The sequence below is a fragment of the Pseudomonas sp. B414 genome, assembly GCF_055408445.1.
Window position 1 is genome coordinate 1 of sequence record NZ_JBUZTQ010000012.1, and the last position, 18,251, is coordinate 18,251.

At 58.0% G+C, this 18,251-nt stretch carries 18 protein-coding genes and 1 pseudogene; 11 read left to right on the top strand and 8 right to left on the bottom strand.

Annotation, left to right across the window (positions count from 1 at the left end; translation table 11 throughout):
• Positions 1-194 precede the first annotated feature (194 nt).
• Positions 195-551: a 6-carboxytetrahydropterin synthase QueD gene (queD, locus tag ACZRMH_RS12270; protein WP_016781692.1), complete on the bottom strand. Its 357-nt coding sequence runs from the start codon at positions 549-551 to the stop codon at positions 195-197.
• 235 nt (positions 552-786) lie between these two features.
• On the opposite strand from queD, the gene ACZRMH_RS12275 reads away from it, so the two are divergent.
• Genes ACZRMH_RS12275 through ACZRMH_RS12285 form a run of 3 tightly spaced genes read left to right on the top strand, consistent with a single transcriptional unit; the run spans position 787 to position 3,061 of the window.
• Positions 787-1,062, top strand: coding sequence for a PepSY domain-containing protein (locus ACZRMH_RS12275; RefSeq protein WP_464013724.1), 276 nt, complete (start codon positions 787-789; stop codon positions 1,060-1,062).
• Positions 1,062-1,730 carry a response regulator transcription factor gene (locus ACZRMH_RS12280; protein ID WP_464013619.1) on the top strand — a complete coding sequence of 223 codons (669 nt, stop codon included), beginning with the start codon at positions 1,062-1,064 and terminating at the stop codon, positions 1,728-1,730. The genes ACZRMH_RS12275 and ACZRMH_RS12280 overlap by 1 nt, the downstream gene beginning before the upstream one ends.
• Positions 1,727-3,061, top strand: a complete 1,335-nt coding sequence (locus ACZRMH_RS12285) for an ATP-binding protein (RefSeq protein WP_464013620.1) — start codon at positions 1,727-1,729, stop codon at positions 3,059-3,061. Before ACZRMH_RS12280 ends, ACZRMH_RS12285 begins: the two co-directional genes overlap by 4 nt.
• Positions 3,062-3,081: 20 nt before the next feature.
• Here the strand turns inward: ACZRMH_RS12285 and ACZRMH_RS12290 are convergent, their stop codons facing one another.
• Both ACZRMH_RS12290 and ACZRMH_RS12295 read right to left on the bottom strand, forming a co-directional pair.
• Positions 3,082-3,837, bottom strand: a complete 756-nt coding sequence (locus tag ACZRMH_RS12290) for a methyl-accepting chemotaxis protein (protein WP_464013725.1) — start codon at positions 3,835-3,837, stop codon at positions 3,082-3,084.
• Between the two features lie 102 nt (positions 3,838-3,939).
• Positions 3,940-5,229, bottom strand: a pseudogene (locus ACZRMH_RS12295) (cache domain-containing protein); the annotation flags it as partial.
• Between the two features lie 316 nt (positions 5,230-5,545).
• Here ACZRMH_RS12295 and ACZRMH_RS12300 point away from each other — a divergent pair.
• Positions 5,546-6,865, top strand: coding sequence for a Na+/H+ antiporter family protein (locus ACZRMH_RS12300; RefSeq protein ID WP_464013621.1), 1,320 nt, complete (start codon positions 5,546-5,548; stop codon positions 6,863-6,865).
• A gap of 19 nt (positions 6,866-6,884) precedes the next feature.
• On the opposite strand, the gene ACZRMH_RS12305 is transcribed toward ACZRMH_RS12300, so the two are convergent.
• Together ACZRMH_RS12305 and ACZRMH_RS12310 are read right to left on the bottom strand one after the other, a co-directional pair.
• Positions 6,885-7,745 carry a pirin family protein gene (locus tag ACZRMH_RS12305; protein ID WP_464013622.1) on the bottom strand — a complete coding sequence of 287 codons (861 nt, stop codon included), beginning with the start codon at positions 7,743-7,745 and terminating at the stop codon, positions 6,885-6,887.
• A gap of 64 nt (positions 7,746-7,809) precedes the next feature.
• Positions 7,810-8,226, bottom strand: a complete 417-nt coding sequence (locus ACZRMH_RS12310; RefSeq protein ID WP_464013623.1) for an OsmC family protein — start codon at positions 8,224-8,226, stop codon at positions 7,810-7,812.
• Between the two features lie 136 nt (positions 8,227-8,362).
• Here ACZRMH_RS12310 and ACZRMH_RS12315 point away from each other — a divergent pair, with 136 nt between their 5' ends.
• A complete protein-coding gene (locus tag ACZRMH_RS12315; RefSeq protein WP_464013624.1) occupies positions 8,363-9,376 on the top strand; it encodes an amidohydrolase family protein in 1,014 nt (337 codons plus the stop codon).
• Between the two features lie 482 nt (positions 9,377-9,858).
• Here ACZRMH_RS12315 and fabB read toward each other — a convergent pair whose 3' ends face one another.
• The 3 genes from fabB to ACZRMH_RS12330 form a co-directional block, all read right to left on the bottom strand.
• Entirely contained in the window at positions 9,859-11,079 is a 1,221-nt protein-coding gene (gene fabB / locus ACZRMH_RS12320; protein WP_016781684.1) for a beta-ketoacyl-ACP synthase I, read from the bottom strand.
• A gap of 11 nt (positions 11,080-11,090) precedes the next feature.
• Positions 11,091-11,606 (bottom strand): 3-hydroxyacyl-[acyl-carrier-protein] dehydratase FabA, encoded by a 516-nt coding sequence (gene fabA / locus ACZRMH_RS12325; protein WP_003210552.1) that lies wholly within the window; start codon positions 11,604-11,606, stop codon positions 11,091-11,093.
• 250 nt (positions 11,607-11,856) lie between these two features.
• Entirely contained in the window at positions 11,857-13,755 is a 1,899-nt protein-coding gene (locus ACZRMH_RS12330) for a response regulator (protein ID WP_464013625.1), read from the bottom strand.
• 222 nt (positions 13,756-13,977) lie between these two features.
• Between ACZRMH_RS12330 and ACZRMH_RS12335 the strand changes: the two genes are divergently transcribed.
• From ACZRMH_RS12335 to ACZRMH_RS12360, 6 genes are all read left to right on the top strand, one after another.
• Complete coding sequence (locus tag ACZRMH_RS12335) at positions 13,978-15,003, top strand: NAD(P)H-dependent glycerol-3-phosphate dehydrogenase (RefSeq protein ID WP_464013626.1); 1,026 nt, start codon at positions 13,978-13,980, stop codon at positions 15,001-15,003.
• 18 nt (positions 15,004-15,021) lie between these two features.
• Complete coding sequence (locus ACZRMH_RS12340; RefSeq protein ID WP_464013627.1) at positions 15,022-15,354, top strand: DUF4389 domain-containing protein; 333 nt, start codon at positions 15,022-15,024, stop codon at positions 15,352-15,354.
• Complete coding sequence (gene sixA, locus ACZRMH_RS12345; protein WP_464013628.1) at positions 15,351-15,800, top strand: phosphohistidine phosphatase SixA; 450 nt, start codon at positions 15,351-15,353, stop codon at positions 15,798-15,800. Before ACZRMH_RS12340 ends, sixA begins: the two co-directional genes overlap by 4 nt.
• A gap of 126 nt (positions 15,801-15,926) precedes the next feature.
• Complete coding sequence (locus ACZRMH_RS12350; RefSeq protein ID WP_464013629.1) at positions 15,927-16,370, top strand: hotdog fold thioesterase; 444 nt, start codon at positions 15,927-15,929, stop codon at positions 16,368-16,370.
• Positions 16,371-16,482: 112 nt separating this feature from the next.
• Positions 16,483-17,283 carry an alpha/beta fold hydrolase gene (locus ACZRMH_RS12355; protein WP_464013630.1) on the top strand — a complete coding sequence of 267 codons (801 nt, stop codon included), beginning with the start codon at positions 16,483-16,485 and terminating at the stop codon, positions 17,281-17,283.
• A gap of 12 nt (positions 17,284-17,295) precedes the next feature.
• On the top strand, positions 17,296-18,150 hold the full coding sequence (locus tag ACZRMH_RS12360) for an alpha/beta hydrolase (RefSeq protein WP_464013631.1): 855 nt from the start codon (positions 17,296-17,298) through the stop codon (positions 18,148-18,150).
• The last annotated feature ends 101 nt before the right edge of the window (positions 18,151-18,251 follow it).

Below are 18,251 nucleotides of genomic sequence, written 5' to 3' on the forward strand. Positions count from 1 at the left end.
CCGATGGTAGTGTGGGGTTTCCCCATGTGAGAGTAGGTCATCGTCAAGATTAAATTCCAAACCCCCTGTCTGCTAACGCAGACAGGGGGTTTGTTTTTGCGCCGAGAAAAGTTGCGGTGCACGACCCGTTTTAGCGGGGGCTTTTTCAAAAGCAAAAAAAACCACCTCGCAAGGTGGTTTTTTTTGCCTGCTATTCAATCACCGTAGTAGATACAGCCACTGGTGCAGGTTTCATGAATGCGTATCGCCGACAACTCTGGAAGCAAAGGCTTCAACTGTTGCCAAATCCACTTGGCCAGCACTTCGCTGGTTGGATTTTCCAGGCCAGGAATATCGTTCAGGTAGTTGTGATCAAGCTGCTCATAAAGTGGCTTGAAAATCGCTTTGATCTCAGAAAAGTCACGGATCCAGCCAGTTGCAGGATCGATATCGCCGCTTAAATGGATCGCCACTTTGAATGAGTGACCATGCAGGCGACCGCATTTGTGGCCTTCAGGAACGAAAGGCAGGCGGTGTGCAGATTCGAAGGTAAACTCTTTGAAAATTTCCACAATATTTATAGCTCTTGAAGAAGTGACTATCGCCAGAGCGATAAATACAGGAGCGCAGTTTAACAGCTAACGCCCTGTGCAGGTGTATACCTCCCGGCAGGGCTGGGCCATTCAGTTTCAATTAAGCCAGTAGCGTTATGCTCCATGCTTTTGATAGTGCATAGATGACGTTGAACGGAGGCCAGAGAGGCAAGTGATAACAGTGAACCTGCGAACGGGCGGATTTGTCGTAGTGATGCTCTGTGCTTTCTGTTCTTTGGCCTTGGCACGGGACCTGGGGCAAGACGAGGCGCTGCGTTTGCGTGAGCAAGGCCTGATCCAGCCCATGGAGCAATTGCTGCAAAAAGCCCTCGAGCGCCATCCAGGTGCAAAGCTGCTGGAAGTGGAGTTGGAGGAGGATGACGACGTTTATGTTTATGAATTCGAGCTGCTTACGCCCGGTGGCGTTGTACGCGAGATCAAGCTGAACGCCAGTAATGGTCAATTGCTCAAAGACGAGGTAGATGATTAATGCGGTTGCTGCTGGTGGAAGATCATGTCCCTTTGGCCGACGAGTTGTTGGCCGGGTTAACCCGTTTGGGCTATGCAGTCGATTGGCTGGCCGATGGCCGTGATGCCCTGTATCAGGGGCAAAGTGAGCCCTATGACCTGATTATTCTGGATCTGGGCCTGCCCGGAATATCCGGGCTTGATGTCCTCAAGCAATGGCGGGCACAAGGGCTGGCAACCCCGGTATTGATTCTGACTGCCCGCAGTTCATGGTCTGAGCGCATCGATGGCCTTAAGGCCGGTGCCGATGACTATGTGACCAAGCCTTTTCATCCTGAAGAGTTGCAGTTGCGGGTGCAGGCGCTGTTACGTCGCGCCCACGGGCAACCGAATCAACCTTTGTTGAAGTGCGCAGGGCTGCAACTGGATGAGGCGCGCCAATGTGTGATCAATGATGGCGCTGAGGTGCAACTGACCGCGGCCGAATTTCGTCTGCTGCGCTATTTTATGTTGCACCCGCAACAGATTCTCTCCAAAAGCCATCTGGCCGAGCATCTCTATGATGGTGAGACCGAGCGTGATTCCAATGTGCTTGAGGTTCATGTCAATCACCTGCGTCGCAAGCTTGGGCGGGCCGTGATCGAAACCCGTCGGGGTCAGGGTTATATATTTGGCGCTGGCGCCCAGTGAGATCCATTCAGAGGCGTTTGAGCCTGGGTTTGGTCAGTGTGCTGCTGATTGCCGGGCTCGTGGTTGGCCAGGTCAGCCTGTGGCTATTTGAGACTGGCTTGCAGCGCTATCTGGAGTCGGGCCTGCAAAACGAAAGCGAAAATCTGCTGATTGCATTGAGTCGCGGCCCCCAAGGCTTGCAGCTGGATGAGCGGCGGCTGTCTCCAGCTTATCAGCGCCCTTTTTCCGGCCATTATTTCAGTATCGAGTTCGGCGATACTCATTGGCGTTCGCGCTCGCTGTGGGACGCGCAGTTGCCACGACCCAGCCAGCCCGGGCTGGACAGCGTGTTACAACCCGGCCCCGAAGGGCAGATGCTGCTGGTCTTGCGCAGTGACTACCAACGTTTGGGCCAGGCGGTGTCAATTAGCGTGGCTCAGGACTACACACCGATCCGTGACAGTTTCAAGCAGGTTCAGCGGATCGGTCTGGGCATGGGCGTCCTGGCGCTGATTGTCGTCTTGCTGTTGCAGCGGGTCACTGTTCGTCGCGCACTGCGACCCTTGGAAACAGCACGCAAACAGATTGCCCAATTACAGGCAGGGCAGCGTTCGCAACTGGATGCACAGGTGCCCCTTGAGCTTGAACCTCTGGTAACGCAGATCAACCATCTGCTGGCTCACACCGAAGACAACCTCAAACGCTCGCGCAATGCGCTGGGCAATCTGGGGCACGCTTTAAAGACCCCGCTGGCAGTTTTGATCAGCCTGGCCAATGACCCGAGGCTTGCTGCTTATCCCCAGATACAACATACCTTGCGTGAGCAACTGGAGCAGATACAGCAGCGTATGGGTCGCGAGCTCAATCGTGCCCGCCTGGCGGGTGATGCCTTGCCGGGTGCGCAGTTTGATGCCGACGCAGAGCTGCCCGGGCTGCTGTCGACTCTGGGCATGATTCACGGTGAGCATCTGGAACTGGTGCTCAAGGCTGCGCCGGGGCTGCATTTGCCCTGGGATCGGGAAGACATGCTCGAAATGCTCGGTAATCTATTGGATAACGCCTGTAAATGGGCGGATGCCCAGGTAGAGCTGAGTCTGAGCCAAACCCCGGGCGGGTATGTGATTGAGGTGCAGGACGATGGCCCGGGTATTCCCGAGGGCGAGCGTGATCAGGTATTCAGTCGGGGCACCCGCCTGGACGAGCAAACCAGTGGCCATGGTCTGGGCTTGGGGATTGTGCGAGACATCGTCGATGCCTGGGGCGGGGAGATGCAGCTTGAAACGGGGGCGCGCGGCGGGTTGCTGGTAAGAATCAAGCTCCCGGGACGTACGCAAAAGGCGACGACAGCCTAAGGCCGCCATCGCCCCTCGAATCAGACGCGGAACTGATCCATCAGTTTTTGTTGCTGGTTGGCCAGCGAGTTGAGTGACTGGCTGACCCGCGCCGATTCATTGGCTTGCTCGGACAATGACTCGGTTACATCGCGAATAGTAGCAACGTTGTTGTTGATCTCTTCTGCCACGGCACTCTGCTCTTCAGCAGCGCTGGCAATCTGCAAGTTCATGTCGGTAATCACGGTCACGGCATCGCCGATTTGCTGCAAGGCCGTTACCGCTTGGCCGACCTGCTCGACACTGCCCTGAGCCTGGCGATGGCTGTTGTTCATCGAGCTGACGACTTCCTGGGTGCCTGCTTGCAGTTGTTCGATAACCTGGCGTGTTTCTTCTACCGACTCCTGGGTCCGGCGCGCCAGATTACGCACTTCATCGGCCACCACGGCAAACCCGCGCCCGGCTTCGCCTGCGCGCGCCGCTTCGATCGCCGCGTTCAAGGCGAGCAAATTGGTCTGCTCGGCAATGGCACGAATCACTTCCAGCACCGAGCCGATTTTCTCGCTATTGGCAGCCAACCCTTCAACCTGGCTCATGGCCACGCTCATATCGGCGGCCAGATGGTCGATGCTGGTGGTGGTGCGATCGATGATGGTCAACCCCTGACGCGTTGCCTGATCGGCATCACGGGCGGCCTGAGCGGCTTGTGCTGCGCTGCGCGCCACATCCTGCGCGGTTGCGCTCATCTCGTGGGACGCTGTGGCTGCCTGATCGACCTGACGGAACTGCTGCTCCATGCCGGCGCTGGTCTGGGTGGCAATGGCCGCTGACTGATCGGCGGTACTGCGGGCATCCTGTACCGAGCGTTTGACCTCGGCGATGGTCGGTTGCAGCTTGTCGAGAAAACGGTTGAACCAGCTGGCCAACTGGCCCAGCTCGTCTTTTTTGTCGTAGACCAGGCGGCGGGTCAGATCGCCTTCGCCACTGGCAATATCTTCCAGCATATGGGCAACGCCAAGGATTGGCCGCGTCACGCTGCGGGCCAGCATCCATACCAGCAGCAGCCCGATGATTGCGGCCAGCGAACCCCAGGCCAGTTCTGCCAGAGCTCCGGCCTTGTTACGTGCGTCCAGCTCGGCTTGCAGGGCCTGGGCAGGGCCCACCAGCACTTTTTCCGGTACATCGAGCAATACGCCCCAAGGCTTGCTGCCCGGGATCGGCAGGAAAGGAGTAAGGACTTTCAAGCGTTGTTGGCTGCGAATGCTTTGCGCCTGATTGTCGTTGTGCATCATCCGCAGCAGTTCAGCACCGTCTGTGGTATCAATTTGGTCAAGGCGCTGAGCAAGTTTGCCGGCATCGGCACTGAAGCCGGCCAGGATGCCTGCCGAGCTGATAATGCCTACGCGGGTTTCACCGTTGTACAGCTTGTGGCTGGCTTGCAGGCTAAGGGCTTGCAGGCTGTTGAGGTTGATATCGACCGACAGCGAGGCGATGACCTTGCCATTGACCAGCAGCGGGAAAACGATGCTGGTCAGCAGCACGTTTTGCCCGTCAATCTCATAAAAGTAAGGTTCGATAATGCACGGTTTGAGCGTTGTGCGAGGGCAGGTGAACCACGCGTTATTGGCCTGGCCGCTGGGGCCGGTGCTGGTGTCGGACATATCCGATTCCGGCAGGGCCATGGAGGTCAGCTTGCCCGGTGTCGGTTGCGACCAGTACAGGGCAAAGCGCCCCTTGTCGTTACTGCCCAGCTCTTTTTGATGGTCGAACAACTGATCCTTGCCATCCAGGGCGTTGGCTTCAAACACCAGCGATAGCCCCAACAGGTCAGGGTTGGCCTGCAGGGCGGCCTTGACCTGGCGGGTCAGGTCTTCACGCAGGTCGAAGGCATCCAGAAAGCGTTTTTCAGATTGCTCACGCAAAAACAGGACCTGGCGGGCGAATCCGTTGCCGTACTGGTAGGCGTCCATAAACTGGCGGCTGATTGCCAGTGCCTGGGCTTCCCCCTGAGCTTCAATGCGCTCCTGTGCCGCCTCATTGAGCATCTTCGAACTCGATGCCTCCACCAGGTCGGCGGTGTGGTCCATGCGATAGAGCGAAAGCCCCACCAGCAGGGTGACAACAGCCAGCAGGCTGAGTCCGGCGAGAAGGGTGATTTTCCATTGGATGGAAAGCTGTCTGAGCGACATGGAGACATCCTAAAAAGAGGCTTTGTCTGTTAGCGGCCGTAAAGGCGTTTTCTTTACGAGAAAAGCTGATTTTTTAGTCGCGTGTGCCACCTTTAAAAAGGCGGCTTATCCCTTTGAATATTAGGGTTAAAGCCGGTGGTGAGGGTTTGCTTGCAGGGCTTTGGCATGCGCTTTGACAAGGCGCCGATGGTGTTGCAAAGTGTGCGCCCCCAAATTGGTCCACCCTTCCAGATCCGGCGATTGGAACAGTGTTCTTTTGCCCGAAATTTTCCGCTTTACGGTGTTTTATCGTGGTGCGCGCTATGAGGTTGTAATCATGAATGCAGTAATTGCCGCGGTCGGCATCATGCTGGTGCTCAGTCTGTCCCGTGTGCATGTAGTTATCGCCCTGATTGTGGGTGCCGTTGTAGGCGGCCTCGTGGGCGGGCTGGGTATTGAGGCTACACTCAATGCGTTCAACGGTGGTCTGGGCGGTGGTGCTCAGGTTGCGTTGTCCTACGCCATGCTGGGTGCTTTTGCAGTGGCGATCGCCAAGTCGGGCATGGCCCACGCATTGGCGGACAAAGCGTTGCTGATGGTCAACAGGCAACATTCAGCAGGGGGTAACAGCGTCAAGTGGCTGCTGATTGGCCTGCTGTTGGTAGTGGCTGTTTCTTCGCAGAATATTGTGCCGATTCATATCGCCTTTATTCCGTTGCTGGTCCCGCCTCTATTGTATGTACTGACCAAGCTGAAAATTGACCGGCGCCTGATTGCCTGTGTCATGACCTTTGGTTTGATCACGCCGTATATGTTCCTGCCGGTGGGCTTTGGCAATATCTTCCTTAACCAGATCCTGCTCGCCAACGTCAGCACCAGTGGCGTGGATGTCAGCCAGGTCAATGTGACCCATGCGATGGCCATTCCGGCCTTGGGCATGTTGTTCGGCTTGCTGGTGGCGGTGTTTATCAGCTACCGCAAAAAGCGCGAATATGACGTAAGCAAAATCGAGCAGGTTGAACAGGTTGCTGTCAGCTATAACCCGCGTACGTTGCTGGTAGCCGCTGCGGCCATTGCGGCGGCGTTTATCATTCAGCTGTGGCTGGGCTCCATGATCATTGGCGCGCTGTCAGGCTTTCTGATTTTCTCGGCCTCGGGGATTGTGCGCTGGCGCGAGACGGATGACCTGTTTACCGAAGGCATGAAGATGATGGCCATGATCGGTTTCATCATGATCGCGGCTTCCGGTTTTGCTGAAGTGCTCAAGGCCACGGGCGAGGTCAAGTCGCTGGTTGAAGCGTCAGCCGGCTGGATCAACCACAGCAAGGGTGTGGGCGCGTTGCTGATGTTGCTGGTGGGTTTGCTGGTGACCATGGGCATCGGCTCGTCATTTTCCACTGTGCCGATCCTGGCGGCCATTTTTGTACCTCTGTGCGTGCAACTGGGTTTCAGCCCCATGGCCATCGTGTGCATCGTTGGTACGGCGGGAGCATTGGGCGATGCTGGTTCGCCGGCGTCGGACTCCACCCTCGGGCCGACTTCCGGTCTGAATATCGACGGCCAGCATCACCATATCTGGGACACCGTGGTGCCCACGTTCCTGCACTATAATTTGCCGCTGCTGGCCTTTGGCTGGGTTGCGGCAATGGTGTTGTAAGGCGTCGGCGGGTCAGACTTCAGGGCAGTTCGATACGTCCGGTTTCCCCGGGAACTGTCGGCCAGTCACCCGCCGCCCAGCGGGCTCTGGCCTGCTCGATCAGCGCCGGGTCACTGGCGACGAAGTTCCAGTTCATGCGCCGCGGCGCGTCCAGTGGTGCGCCGCCGATCAGCACCAGATGGCTGTCTTCCTGGGCGAAGAGTGTCATCTCTTCGCCCTCCGGCATTAGCACCAGGCTGCGAGGCTCAAGGGGCTGACCGTCCAGTTGCACTTCACCTTCCAGCACATACAGCGCGCGTTCCGGGTGTTCGGCCGGGATCAGCAGGGTGGTGGCTGTTTGCATCTGTATTTCGGCATACAGGGTCGGGGCGAGCACAGGTACGGGTGAGATCAGGCAAAAACCCGTGCCGGCAATCAGGCGAATCCTTACCCCCAGACTCTCGCTGACCGGCAAGCTGTCGGCACGATAATGGCTGTAGTGCCCGGGGCCTTGCTCATGTTCTTTGGGGGAGGCCAGCCACACTTGCAGCCCGTGCAGGCTCGAACCCTGTGCAAGCAGGGTTGAGGGTGTGCGCTCGATATGGGCAATGGCCGCGCCTGCGGTCATCCAGCTGACTTCGCCGGGGCCAACCAGCTGGTCTGAGCCCAGGCTGTCCTTGTGTTGCAGTTGACCTTCAAACAGATAGGTCAGGGTGGACAGGCCGATATGCGGATGCTGGCGGATATTCATCCCGTGGCCCGGTGGATAACGGGTTGGCAGCATATGATCGAAAAATACAAAAGGCCCTACGCTGCGGCATTTGGCCGACGGCAGGGGGCGCAGGATCGGTTGGCCTTCGACATCCTCGGCGCGGGGCCGAATCACGGTCAGGGTAGGCATGGGACGGTTCCGGCAGTGGAGAAGCGTTGAGCATAACCCAACGCCGCTCAGTCCCGTCTGTGCGCTACTGGCTGAAAGCGCCTTCAGACAAGTGGGTTTCGATGGTGACCTCGGCGGTCGTCATCAGTTTATGCACCGGGCACTTGTCGGCCACGTTGTGCAGTTCTTCGCGCTGGGCATCGGTCAGTACGCCCTTGAGGGTCAGTTTGACGTGCAGGGCGTACTTGCCTTTGAGCTCTTCACTGGCGTCGTGTTTGACTTCAACTGTGACGCCAGTGAGCGGGATCTCCTTTCTTTGCGCGTAAAGCTTGAGCGTCAGGGCCTTGCAGGCACCGAGGGCGGCATCGAAGTAGTCATGGGGTGACGGTGCAGAGCTCTCGCCGCCCATGGACGTGGGCAAATCGGTGAACACTTCGTGATCGTCGATTTTGATGCTGTGACGAAAACCCTCGTGGGACGCGGTATTAACGGTAACAGTCATGGCAAACCTCCAGTGGCAGTTAAAAAGCTCCTGATCTTTATAGAGCATGCTGCGCGCCAAGCGTTCCTTCTGATTGCATGCTGAACCCTGGCGCGATCCTGCGGGTCTATTGAAGCTCATCGAGAGGAGATTGCAGGTGCGACTGAAATACTGCGTGCTGGCTGCTGCCCTGGCTTGCTCAAGCGCCTGGGCCCAGGCCCGTGAATATGCCTACAGCGATGCTCATCTGCATTATGTCGATTTCTTTCAGGAAACGGCCGGGATGGACAAGTTGCTGCGCGCCATGACCGACAATCGTATTGAGCACGTCATGATTTCGGGTGTGGCGGTCGCCAAAAAATGGCACGAAGACGAGCCCAGGCGCCCTCGTTACTATGCAGGCGATGATGCGGATGCCTACTGGTACAGTGCGACGGACGTGTGGGTGGCCGCGGCGGTCAACCGCTTGACCCCGGAGCAGCGTGAGCGCTTCCATCCTTTTCTGGCGGGGTTTAACCCCAATGACAAAAATTCGGCGGCGCATATCCAGCGCATGATCGATCTGGATCCGGGCATGTGGCAGGGCATCGGCGAGGTGTTTACCCGCCACGATGACCTGACGGCGCTGATTTCCGGGGACACGCCACGAGCCAATAACGAAGCCATGAACAAGATTTACGCGCTGGCGGCCGAGCATGATCTACCGGTTCTGGTGCATTCCAATATCACCTCAAAACGTGAGCGCAATCCCTTGTATCTGGCCGAGATTGAAGAGCCGTTATCCAGGCACCCCGATACCCGTTTTATCTGGGCCCATGCCGGGACCAGTGCCGAGATTCACCGGCATCAGACGCAAATGCCTTTTCTGTTGCCCACCCTCACGCGGTTGCTGGAAACCTACCCGAATCTCTACGTAGATTTGTCCTGGAGCATGCTCACGCCGTATTTGCTGGATGCACAGGGCAAGGCCAGGCCTGAGTGGGTTGCGCTTGTAGAGCGTTTCCCCGGGCGTTTTATGCTGGGCTCGGATGCGGTGGGGCGTTTCGATAAGCTGGGTAAGGAGTTGCGCAGTTTTGATCCGTTTCTGGATGCTTTGCCCGAAGATGTAGCGCGCAAGGTGGCCAGGGATAATTTTCTGGCCGTGTTGCCGAAGAAACGGATAAAGCCTTGACCAGTGGTGATGGCGTTTTGAGCCTCATCTCGCCAAGGCGATGCCTGAGTCAAGAGGGGCTCTGCAGGTGTAAACAACTGGTAGATCCGGCAATGTGTCCGTGTCGCCGCGCAATTCCTGTAGTCGCTGACGAGGAACGATGGCTGCGTTCGGCGAAGTAACCGTCGTGAACCCATGCCGCCCACTCATTCAGAGACACCGCGATTACCGGGCTTGCGACGACTGTGTCGTCGAACGTAGCCTCGTTCTACTCGTCAACGGCTACAGGGTTGAGCACACAGGCGTTTTCGAGGGCAGCGATTACACATCTGCTATTTCTTGAAGGCAAAAAAATGCCCCGGCTTAGCGGCAATGCTGTTCACTTAAGAGCAACGCTACTCAATTGTGGGAGCGGGCTTGCCCGCTCCCACAGAGGTAGAAATCGCTTAAGTGAACAACATTGCCGGCTTAGCGGGGCATTTTATATTTCGCGAGGGGAAGGCTTATTTGCCCGCCCAGCGCTTCAGTACCAGAGTGGCGTTAGTGCCACCGAAACCGAAACTGTTGCTCATCACATTGTTCAGCGTGACGTTCTCGCGGGTCTTGGTCAGGATCGGCATGTCAGCGACAGTCGGGTCCAGTTCCTCAATGTTGGCCGAACCGGCGATGAAGTTACCTTCCATCATCAGCAGGCAGTAGATCGCTTCGTGAACGCCTGCGGCGCCCAGGGAGTGACCCGACAGGCTCTTGGTAGAGCTGATCGCTGGAGCCTTGTCACCGAATACCGCGCGAACACCTTCCATTTCCTTGACGTCGCCTACCGGAGTAGAGGTGCCGTGGGTATTGAGGTAGTCGATCGGGCCGTCAACGGTGGACATTGCCATCTGCATGCAGCGGATGGCGCCTTCACCGCTAGGGGCAACCATGTCGTAGCCGTCGGAAGTCGCGCCGTAGCCAACGATTTCGGCGTAGATCTTGGCGCCACGCGCCAGGGCGTGCTCCAGTTCTTCAACGACAACCATGCCGCCGCCGCCAGCAATGACGAAGCCATCACGGTTTTTGTCGTAGGCACGGGACGCTTTTTCAGGCGTGTCGTTGTACTGGGTGGACAGCGCGCCCATGGCGTCGAACAGGAACGACTGGCTCCAGTGTTCTTCTTCGCCGCCGCCAGCAAAAACGATGTCCTGCTTGCCCAGCTGGATCTGCTCAACCGCGGTACCGATGCAATGAGCACTGGTGGCGCAGGCCGAGGAGATCGAGTAGTTCACGCCCTTGATCTTGAAGGGAGTGGCCAGGCAGGCCGAAACGGTGCTGCCCATGGTCCGCGTTACACGGTACGGGCCTACACGCTTGACGCCTTTTTCACGCAGGATATCCAGCGCTTCCATCTGATTCAGGGTCGACGCGCCGCCCGAGCCGGCGATAAGGCCGGTACGCGGGTTGGAGACTTGCTCCTCGGTCAGGCCCGAATCAGTGATGGCGTCTTTCATGGCCAGGTAGGCGTAAGCCGCTGCGTGGCCGACGAAGCGATAGATCTTGCGATCGATCAGCTCTTCGAGAGGCAGGTCAATGGAGCCGGAAACCTGGCTACGCAGACCCATTTCGGCATATTCCGGGTTGAATCGGATGCCAGGGCGACTTGCACGCAGGTTAGCGGAGACGGTCTCTTTGTCATTGCCCAGGCACGAAACGATGCCCAGACCAGTGATAACGACGCGGCGCATGCGGATAACCCTTAAAAGTTGTCAGTGGAAGTAAATACGCCGACCCGAAGGCCTTCGGCAGTATATATTTCGCGACCGTCGACAGTCACCGAACCATCGGCAATGGCCAGGTTCAGCTTGCCCTTGAGGACGCGCTTGATTTGAATGTTGTAGGTGACTTTCTTGGCGGTCGGCAAGACCTGGCCAAAGAACTTCACTTCGCCCGATCCCAGGGCACGACCGCGGCCCGGCAGACCCTGCCAGCCCAGGTAGAAGCCGACCAGCTGCCACATGGCGTCAAGGCCCAGGCAACCTGGCATCACCGGATCGCCTTCGAAATGGCAGGCGAAGAACCACAGGTCCGGGGTGATATCCAGCTCGGCGACCAATTCACCTTTGCCGTACTTGCCACCCTCTTCGCTGATATGGGTGATGCGATCCACCATCAGCATGTTAGGGGCGGGCAGTTGCGCGTTACCCGGGCCGAACAGTTCGCCGCGGCTACAGCGCAGCAGATCTTCCCGAGTAAAGGCGTTTTGTTTGGTCATGCGAGCTCCTCAATAATCCCATGCGGCGGGTGGGGCAAAATCTTCCCGACCAACTGAAACACAGGTGTTCCAGTTCGCCAGCCTACACATAGACTATTGCGTTGTAGTGAAAGTCACAGCGCAAAGGACACAAATGTACACTTGTGCACTGAAAATTTAAATCGGGCCGGTTCAGTGGCCCATTCGGGTGTCTAAGACTGCCGCACTTTTGTCTTTAACGCCAGTCGCAGGTGGCGTATTAGCCATTAAGTTACTGGACCCAGCGCTGCAGTATTTGTTCCAGATCAGCTCGTTTGAACGGCTTGGCCAGGTAATCGTTCATTCCCGCCTGCAGGCAGGTTTCCCGATCGCCCTGCAGCGCGTTGGCAGTCAAGGCAATAATGGGCAGGCCCCGGCAGCCGGGCAGTTGGCGGATTTGCCGGGTCGCTTCATAGCCATTGATGATCGGTAGCCGACAGTCCATCAGGATCGCGGCAAAACGTTCGGTATTGGCGAAGTGAATGGCCTGCGCGCCATCACTGACCAGGCTCACTTCATATCCGAGGCTGGTGAGCATGGCTTCGATAACCGTCTGATTGACCTGATTGTCTTCCACCAGCAGGACTTTACGCCCGGGTGTGCAGGCCGTATCTGGCTCTTGTTCCGGCATGAGGCCTAGCTTGATGGGTTGATGCAGCTCCAGGGGGATTTCCAGGGTGAAGACCGAACCATGGGTCTCTTCGCTCAAGGCATGCAGCGTACCGCCCATGCGCTCGGCCAGCGTGCGGGCGATGGGCAGCCCCAGGCCTGTACCGCCATAGCGCCGTGATATCGAGCTGTCGGCCTGCTGGAAAGCGTTGAACATGGAGTCGAGCTTTTCGCTGCTGATGCCGATACCGCTGTCGCGTACGGCACAGCTGAACCAGATCAGTTCATGATCGAGGCGTTGCCACTGAGGCTCGATACTGACCCGGCCATGTTCGGTGAACTTCAAGGCATTGCCGATCAGATTGACCAGAATCTGCCGGATTCGCGTCGGGTCGCCCAGTACCGGCAAGTCCTGCAACCCTTCAGGGATCGTCAGTTGCAAGTGCAGGCCACGCTGCGCGGCATTGTGCTGGAATGCCTGGGCGCAGTTGCTGACCAGTTCGGCGAGGTTGAAGGGGATATGCTCCAGCTCCAGGGCTGAACGTTCAATGCGCGAGAAGTCTAGGATATCGTTGATGACCTTGAGCAAGTGCTCGGTGGACTCCGACGCGAGAGCGGCATACTCAGCCTGCTCCTCGGTCATCTGCGTGGTTTCCAGCAGTTGCAGCATCCCTAATACGCCATTCATGGGGGTGCGCAGTTCATGGCTCATCATGGCCAGAAAGTCAGTTTTGGCGCGGTTGGCCCGTTCGGCTTCTTCGCGGGCCTGGATCAACTGCGCAATGGCCGACTGCTGTTCGCGGCTGGCCTGTTCCAGGCCTTCGGCCAGGTTGTTGATATGCTGGGCCAGGCTGCCCAGTTCGCCATCGTCGACCACTGGCAAGGGTCTCTTGTAGTCACCTTGCTGGATAGCCTTGACCGCCTTGCTCATATCGCTGATGGGCCTGGACAGGTTGGAGGCCAGGCGTCTGGCCAGCAGGTAGGTGAAGCCCAGGGCAAACAACGCGAGAATCACCGCCTTGAGCAGGATCTCTTGCTGGCGCGTGCTGAACGCTTCGCCGGACATGCCCACCAGTACCCGACCCAGATAGTCTTCTGCAGGCGCTGGCGCCTGGCTATTGCTGAGCAGGAAATACTCCCCCGAAGGGCTTTTCTGCAATCGCACTGGAGCCTGGAATACTTCAACCTGGGTCCCTTGATCAGGGCCGTGAGAGGGGTGCTCTGCGTGTGCCAGCACTTCGTTGGTACGGTTCTGCACCTGCACAAACTGAACGTGGGGGATGTTCAGCGATGCGTTGATCAGGGTTTCCAGCACATGGGTGTTGCCCGTCATCACCCCGTACTCGGTGGCAGGCGCCAACTGGCTGGCGATCAACTGGCCGGTGTGCTTGAGTTCCTGACGCAAGTCCTGGATGCGAACGAAGGTAAAAAAACTGATCAACAGCAAGGTCAACAGTAAAGCCGGGCCCAGGCTCATCATTTGCGTACGGGTGTGGATGTCCCACCGACTGCGCGCCATCATGGGAATCTGGCTCCTTTTAATTCATGACCCATGTAAGTTGTCATCCTTGACCTGCTGTCGTTCATTTTGAAGTGCAGCAAAGCTGCCTCTTGAATGTGAAAACCAGAAGGGCATGTTAACCGAGGTCCTGCACTTTTTCAGGCAAAGCTATCTATAGGCCAGGAGGGGTGCGCTCCGTATAATGCCGCCATTGCCACTGCTAGATGGAAAACGGGATTGCATATGACTGAACAGCACGCTATTGCGGTCTTGGGAGGCGGAAGCTTTGGCACCGCCGTGGCCAACTTGCTGGCAGAAAACGGTCATCGTGTGCATCAGTGGATGCGCGACCCCGAGCAAGCCGAGGCCATTCGCCTTAATCGTGAAAACCCTCGTTACCTTAAAGGCATCAAGATTCACCCGGGCGTCGAACCGGTTACCGACCTGCAGGCAACGCTCGAGGCTTGCGAACTGTGTTTTGTAGCCTTGCCGTCCAGCGCCTTGCGCAGTGTGCTGGCGCCACACGCCGAACGTTTGCGCGGCAAAATGCTGGTTAGCCTGACCAAGGGGATTGAAGCCCACAGTTTCAAGCTGATGAGTGAAATCCTTGAAGAAATCGCCCCGCAAGCGCGCATCGGTGTGTTGTCCGGACCCAACCTTGCGCGTGAGGTGGCTGAACATGCGCTGACCGCCACTGTGGTCGCCAGTGCCGATGAAGACCTGTGTACCCGCGTTCAGGCGGCCCTGCACGGGCGTACTTTCCGCGTCTATGCCAGTGCTGACCGCTTTGGCGTGGAGTTGGGCGGGGCGTTGAAAAACGTTTACGCAATTATCGCTGGCATGGCCGTGGCGCTGGGTATGGGGGAAAACACCAAGAGCATGCTGATTACCCGTGCCCTTGCAGAAATGACCCGATTTGCCGTCAGCCAGGGCGCCAACCCCATGACCTTTCTCGGGTTGGCGGGGGTAGGGGATTTGATCGTCACTTGCTCGTCGGCCAAAAGCCGCAACTATCAGGTCGGTTTTGCCCTGGGCCAGGGGCTGAGCCTGGAAGACGCGGTTACCCGCCTGGGCGAAGTGGCCGAAGGCGTGAATACGCTGAAAGTACTCAAGGCCAAGGCGCATGAGCTGAATGTTTATATGCCGCTGGTTGCCGGCCTGCATGCGATTCTGTTCGAGGGCTACACCCTGGATCAGGTGATCGGGCAACTGATGCGTGGCGAGCCTAAAACGGATGTCGATTTTATCTCCACCAGCGGTTTCAACTGAGCACGACAGGAGCAGTAGATGAACGACACTAAAAACGCACCCAAGTACGAGTCTCTGGTTTTGCGCGTGCTGTGGATGCTGGTTTTCCTGCTGGTGTGGCAGGTTGCGCAACTGGTGCTCGGCGGGCTGGTGCTTGTGCAGCTGGTTTACCGTGTGGTTTACGGTGCGCCCAACGGTGGCCTGATGAACTTTGGTGACAGCCTGAGCCTGTATCTGGCACAGATCGGCCGCTTCGGCAGCTTCCACACCGAGCAAAAGCCCTGGCCGTTTGCCGACTGGCCAGCCCCGCGCGCTCCGGAAGGCGAAGCACCTTATGTGCAGGGCGCCAAGGGCGAAGAGACCAAGCCATGAAGATCTGGATTTTGCGTCATGGCGAAGCCGAGCCTCATGCCCGCCGTGATGCCGAGCGCGAGCTTACGGCCCACGGTCGTGAGCAGGTGCTGCACAGTGCCGCCCGCTTGCTAGGCGAGCCGCTGGACAGCATTCTGGTCAGTCCTTACGTGCGGGCGCAGCAAACGGCTGAACTGGTGCGCAAGGCCCTGGGCATTACATCCGACTTGATCACCGTGCCCTGGCTGACACCCGAAAGCGAACCCAAATACGCGGTCAGCCAACTGCCGGACACTGGCAATGTGCTGTTGGTCAGCCATCAGCCGTTTGTGGGGGATCTGATCAGTCTGTTGTTGCACGGCCATATGCGCCAGCCCCAGCCCATGCACACGGCCAGCCTGGCTGAGCTGGAAGGTGAATGGCCGCTGGCTGGCAGCATGACCTTGCTCGGCGTGTACCACGGCTGATCGTTGCAATGGTTGCACAGTGCGGCCGTAGTGAAAGATAGTTGGGGGCGGATTAATGGCATTTTGACGCTTGCGCTGCTGGTCAAGCTGTCCGCCACCCCACCTCACTGACCAAGGAATGACCGCATGAGCCTGTGGACGACCCCGCCTGATCTGGCACGCCTCAATGAAATGCGCAAAAACACCATTTGCGACGTGCTGGACATCACGTTCGATGCTTTCGACGACAACTCGATCACCGCGAGCATGGTGGTGGATCATCGCACTCACCAACCGTTTGGTTTGTTGCATGGCGGTGCATCTGTGGTTCTGGCCGAAACCCTGGGTTCGATGGCCAGTTTCATGTGTATTGACACCACAAAATTCTATTGCGTGGGCCTTGAGGTCAATGCCAACCACCTGCGTGGCGTGCGCAGCGGCCGGGTCAGTGCGGTGGCGCGCCCGGTGCACATGGGCCGCACGACCCATGTCTGGGATATCCGCCTGAGCGATGACAACGGCAAGCTCAACTGCATTTCCCGTCTGACCATCGCCGTTGTGCCACTGGGTGAAACACCGCCAGCTCGGTGATCATACGGCCAGCTAATGGCCGTATCGTCGTCACTCATGGCGCATACGATCATTGATATGAGGAAAATTCCTACAGACAATAAGGCATACCTCCTACATCTGGATGCCTTGTATGTCTCGGCAGATTTTCTTCGCCCATGCCAACGGCTTCCCCTCGGGCACTTATGGCAAGTTGTTCAGTGCCCTGGCGCCGGATTTTCGTGTGACACATCTGTCACAGCATGGGCATGACCCGCGTTATCCGGTGGACAACAACTGGTACAACCTCGTTGATGAGCTGATTTTTCACCTGCAACAACAAGATGCACCCGTGTTGGGTGTGGGGCATTCGTTGGGCGGCATGCTGCACTTGCATGCGGCTATTCGTTGCCCGCATCTGTACCGCGGCGTGGTCATGCTCGACTCACCGGTGCTGACGCGCACTGATCAGTGGGTGATCCGTGCGGCCAAGCGTTTTGGCCTGATCGATCGTCTGACTCCGGCAGGGCGTACTCTGGGGCGGCGCGCCGAGTTCGCCGACCTTGAAGCCGCACGTACCTACTTTGCAGGTAAAACACTGTTTCGCAGCTTTGACCCCGACTGTTTCGAAGCCTATCTGGAGCATGGTCTGGAGTCTGTGGATGACCGCTTGCGATTGCGTTTTGACCCGGCCACCGAGATCGATATCTATCGCAGCGTGCCGCACACCAGCCCGGGGCGGGCCTTCAAGCTGCAGGTGCCGTTGACCGTGGTGCGTGGCCGCGACAGCCGCGTGGTCATGAGCCATCATGCCAAGGCCGTTGCGCGTATGCCCAATGGTGAGGCGCTGAGCGTGCCGGGCGGGCACATGTTCCCGTTGGAGCAGCCGCAAGACACTGCCAGCCTGCTCAAACAGATTTTTGCCCGTTGGGAACTGCGTCATCCCGGCCTTTAAAGAGCACTTTGCATGAGCCCTGTGGTTGAAGAAATTCGTCTGAGCCTGCCGCATATCGAACTGGCGGCACATATTTTCGGCCCCGAAGACGGCCTGCCGGTGATTGCCCTGCATGGCTGGCTGGACAATGCCAACAGCTTTGCCCGGCTGGCCCCAAAACTGAAGGGCTTGCGCATTGTGGCGCTGGACCTGGCCGGGCATGGTCATTCAGATCACCGCCCGCGCGGCGCCGGCTATGCATTGGCGGACTACGCCTTTGATGTGCTGCGGGTAGCCGAGCAACTGGGCTGGAAACAATTTGCCCTGCTCGGCCATTCGCTGGGGGCAATTGTGTCGGTGGTCATCGCCGGGTCATTTCCGGAGCGGGTGACCCGGTTGGCGCTGATTGATGGCATCGTGTTGCGCAGCGGCCCGGAAGGGGATGCGGCTGAGCGAATGGGCCAGGCGCTGCAGGCGCAACTGGCTCTGGAGCACAAGCGCAAGTCGGTACATCCGACTCTTGACCGGGCTGTTGAAGCACGAATGAAAGGTCTGGTAGCTGTTAGCCGCGAGGCTGCAGAACTGCTGGCCCAGCGTGGTCTGATGCCGGTGCCCGGAGGCTACAGCTGGCGTAGCGACAGTCGCCTGACATTGCCTTCGCCCTTGCGCTTGAGTGATGAGCAGGCCATGTCTTTTGTTCGGCGGGTCACGTGCCCGACGTCTTTGGTGGTGGCAGAGCAGGGCATGCTGGCCAGTCACCCCGAGTTGCTGGATCGTCTACCCTTCAAGCTGGAACGGCTGCCGGGTGGCCATCATTTGCACCTGAATGACGAAGCAGGGGCGATCCTTGTTGCAGACTGTTTCAATCGGTTCTTCGCTGTTCCTTGACTTGCGGCTGGCAACTGTCGAGGCTTGGCGGGTTGAAATGGGAGACAACCATGATAGATCTCTACACCGCTGCGACCCCGAAAGGCCACCCGGTCTCTATC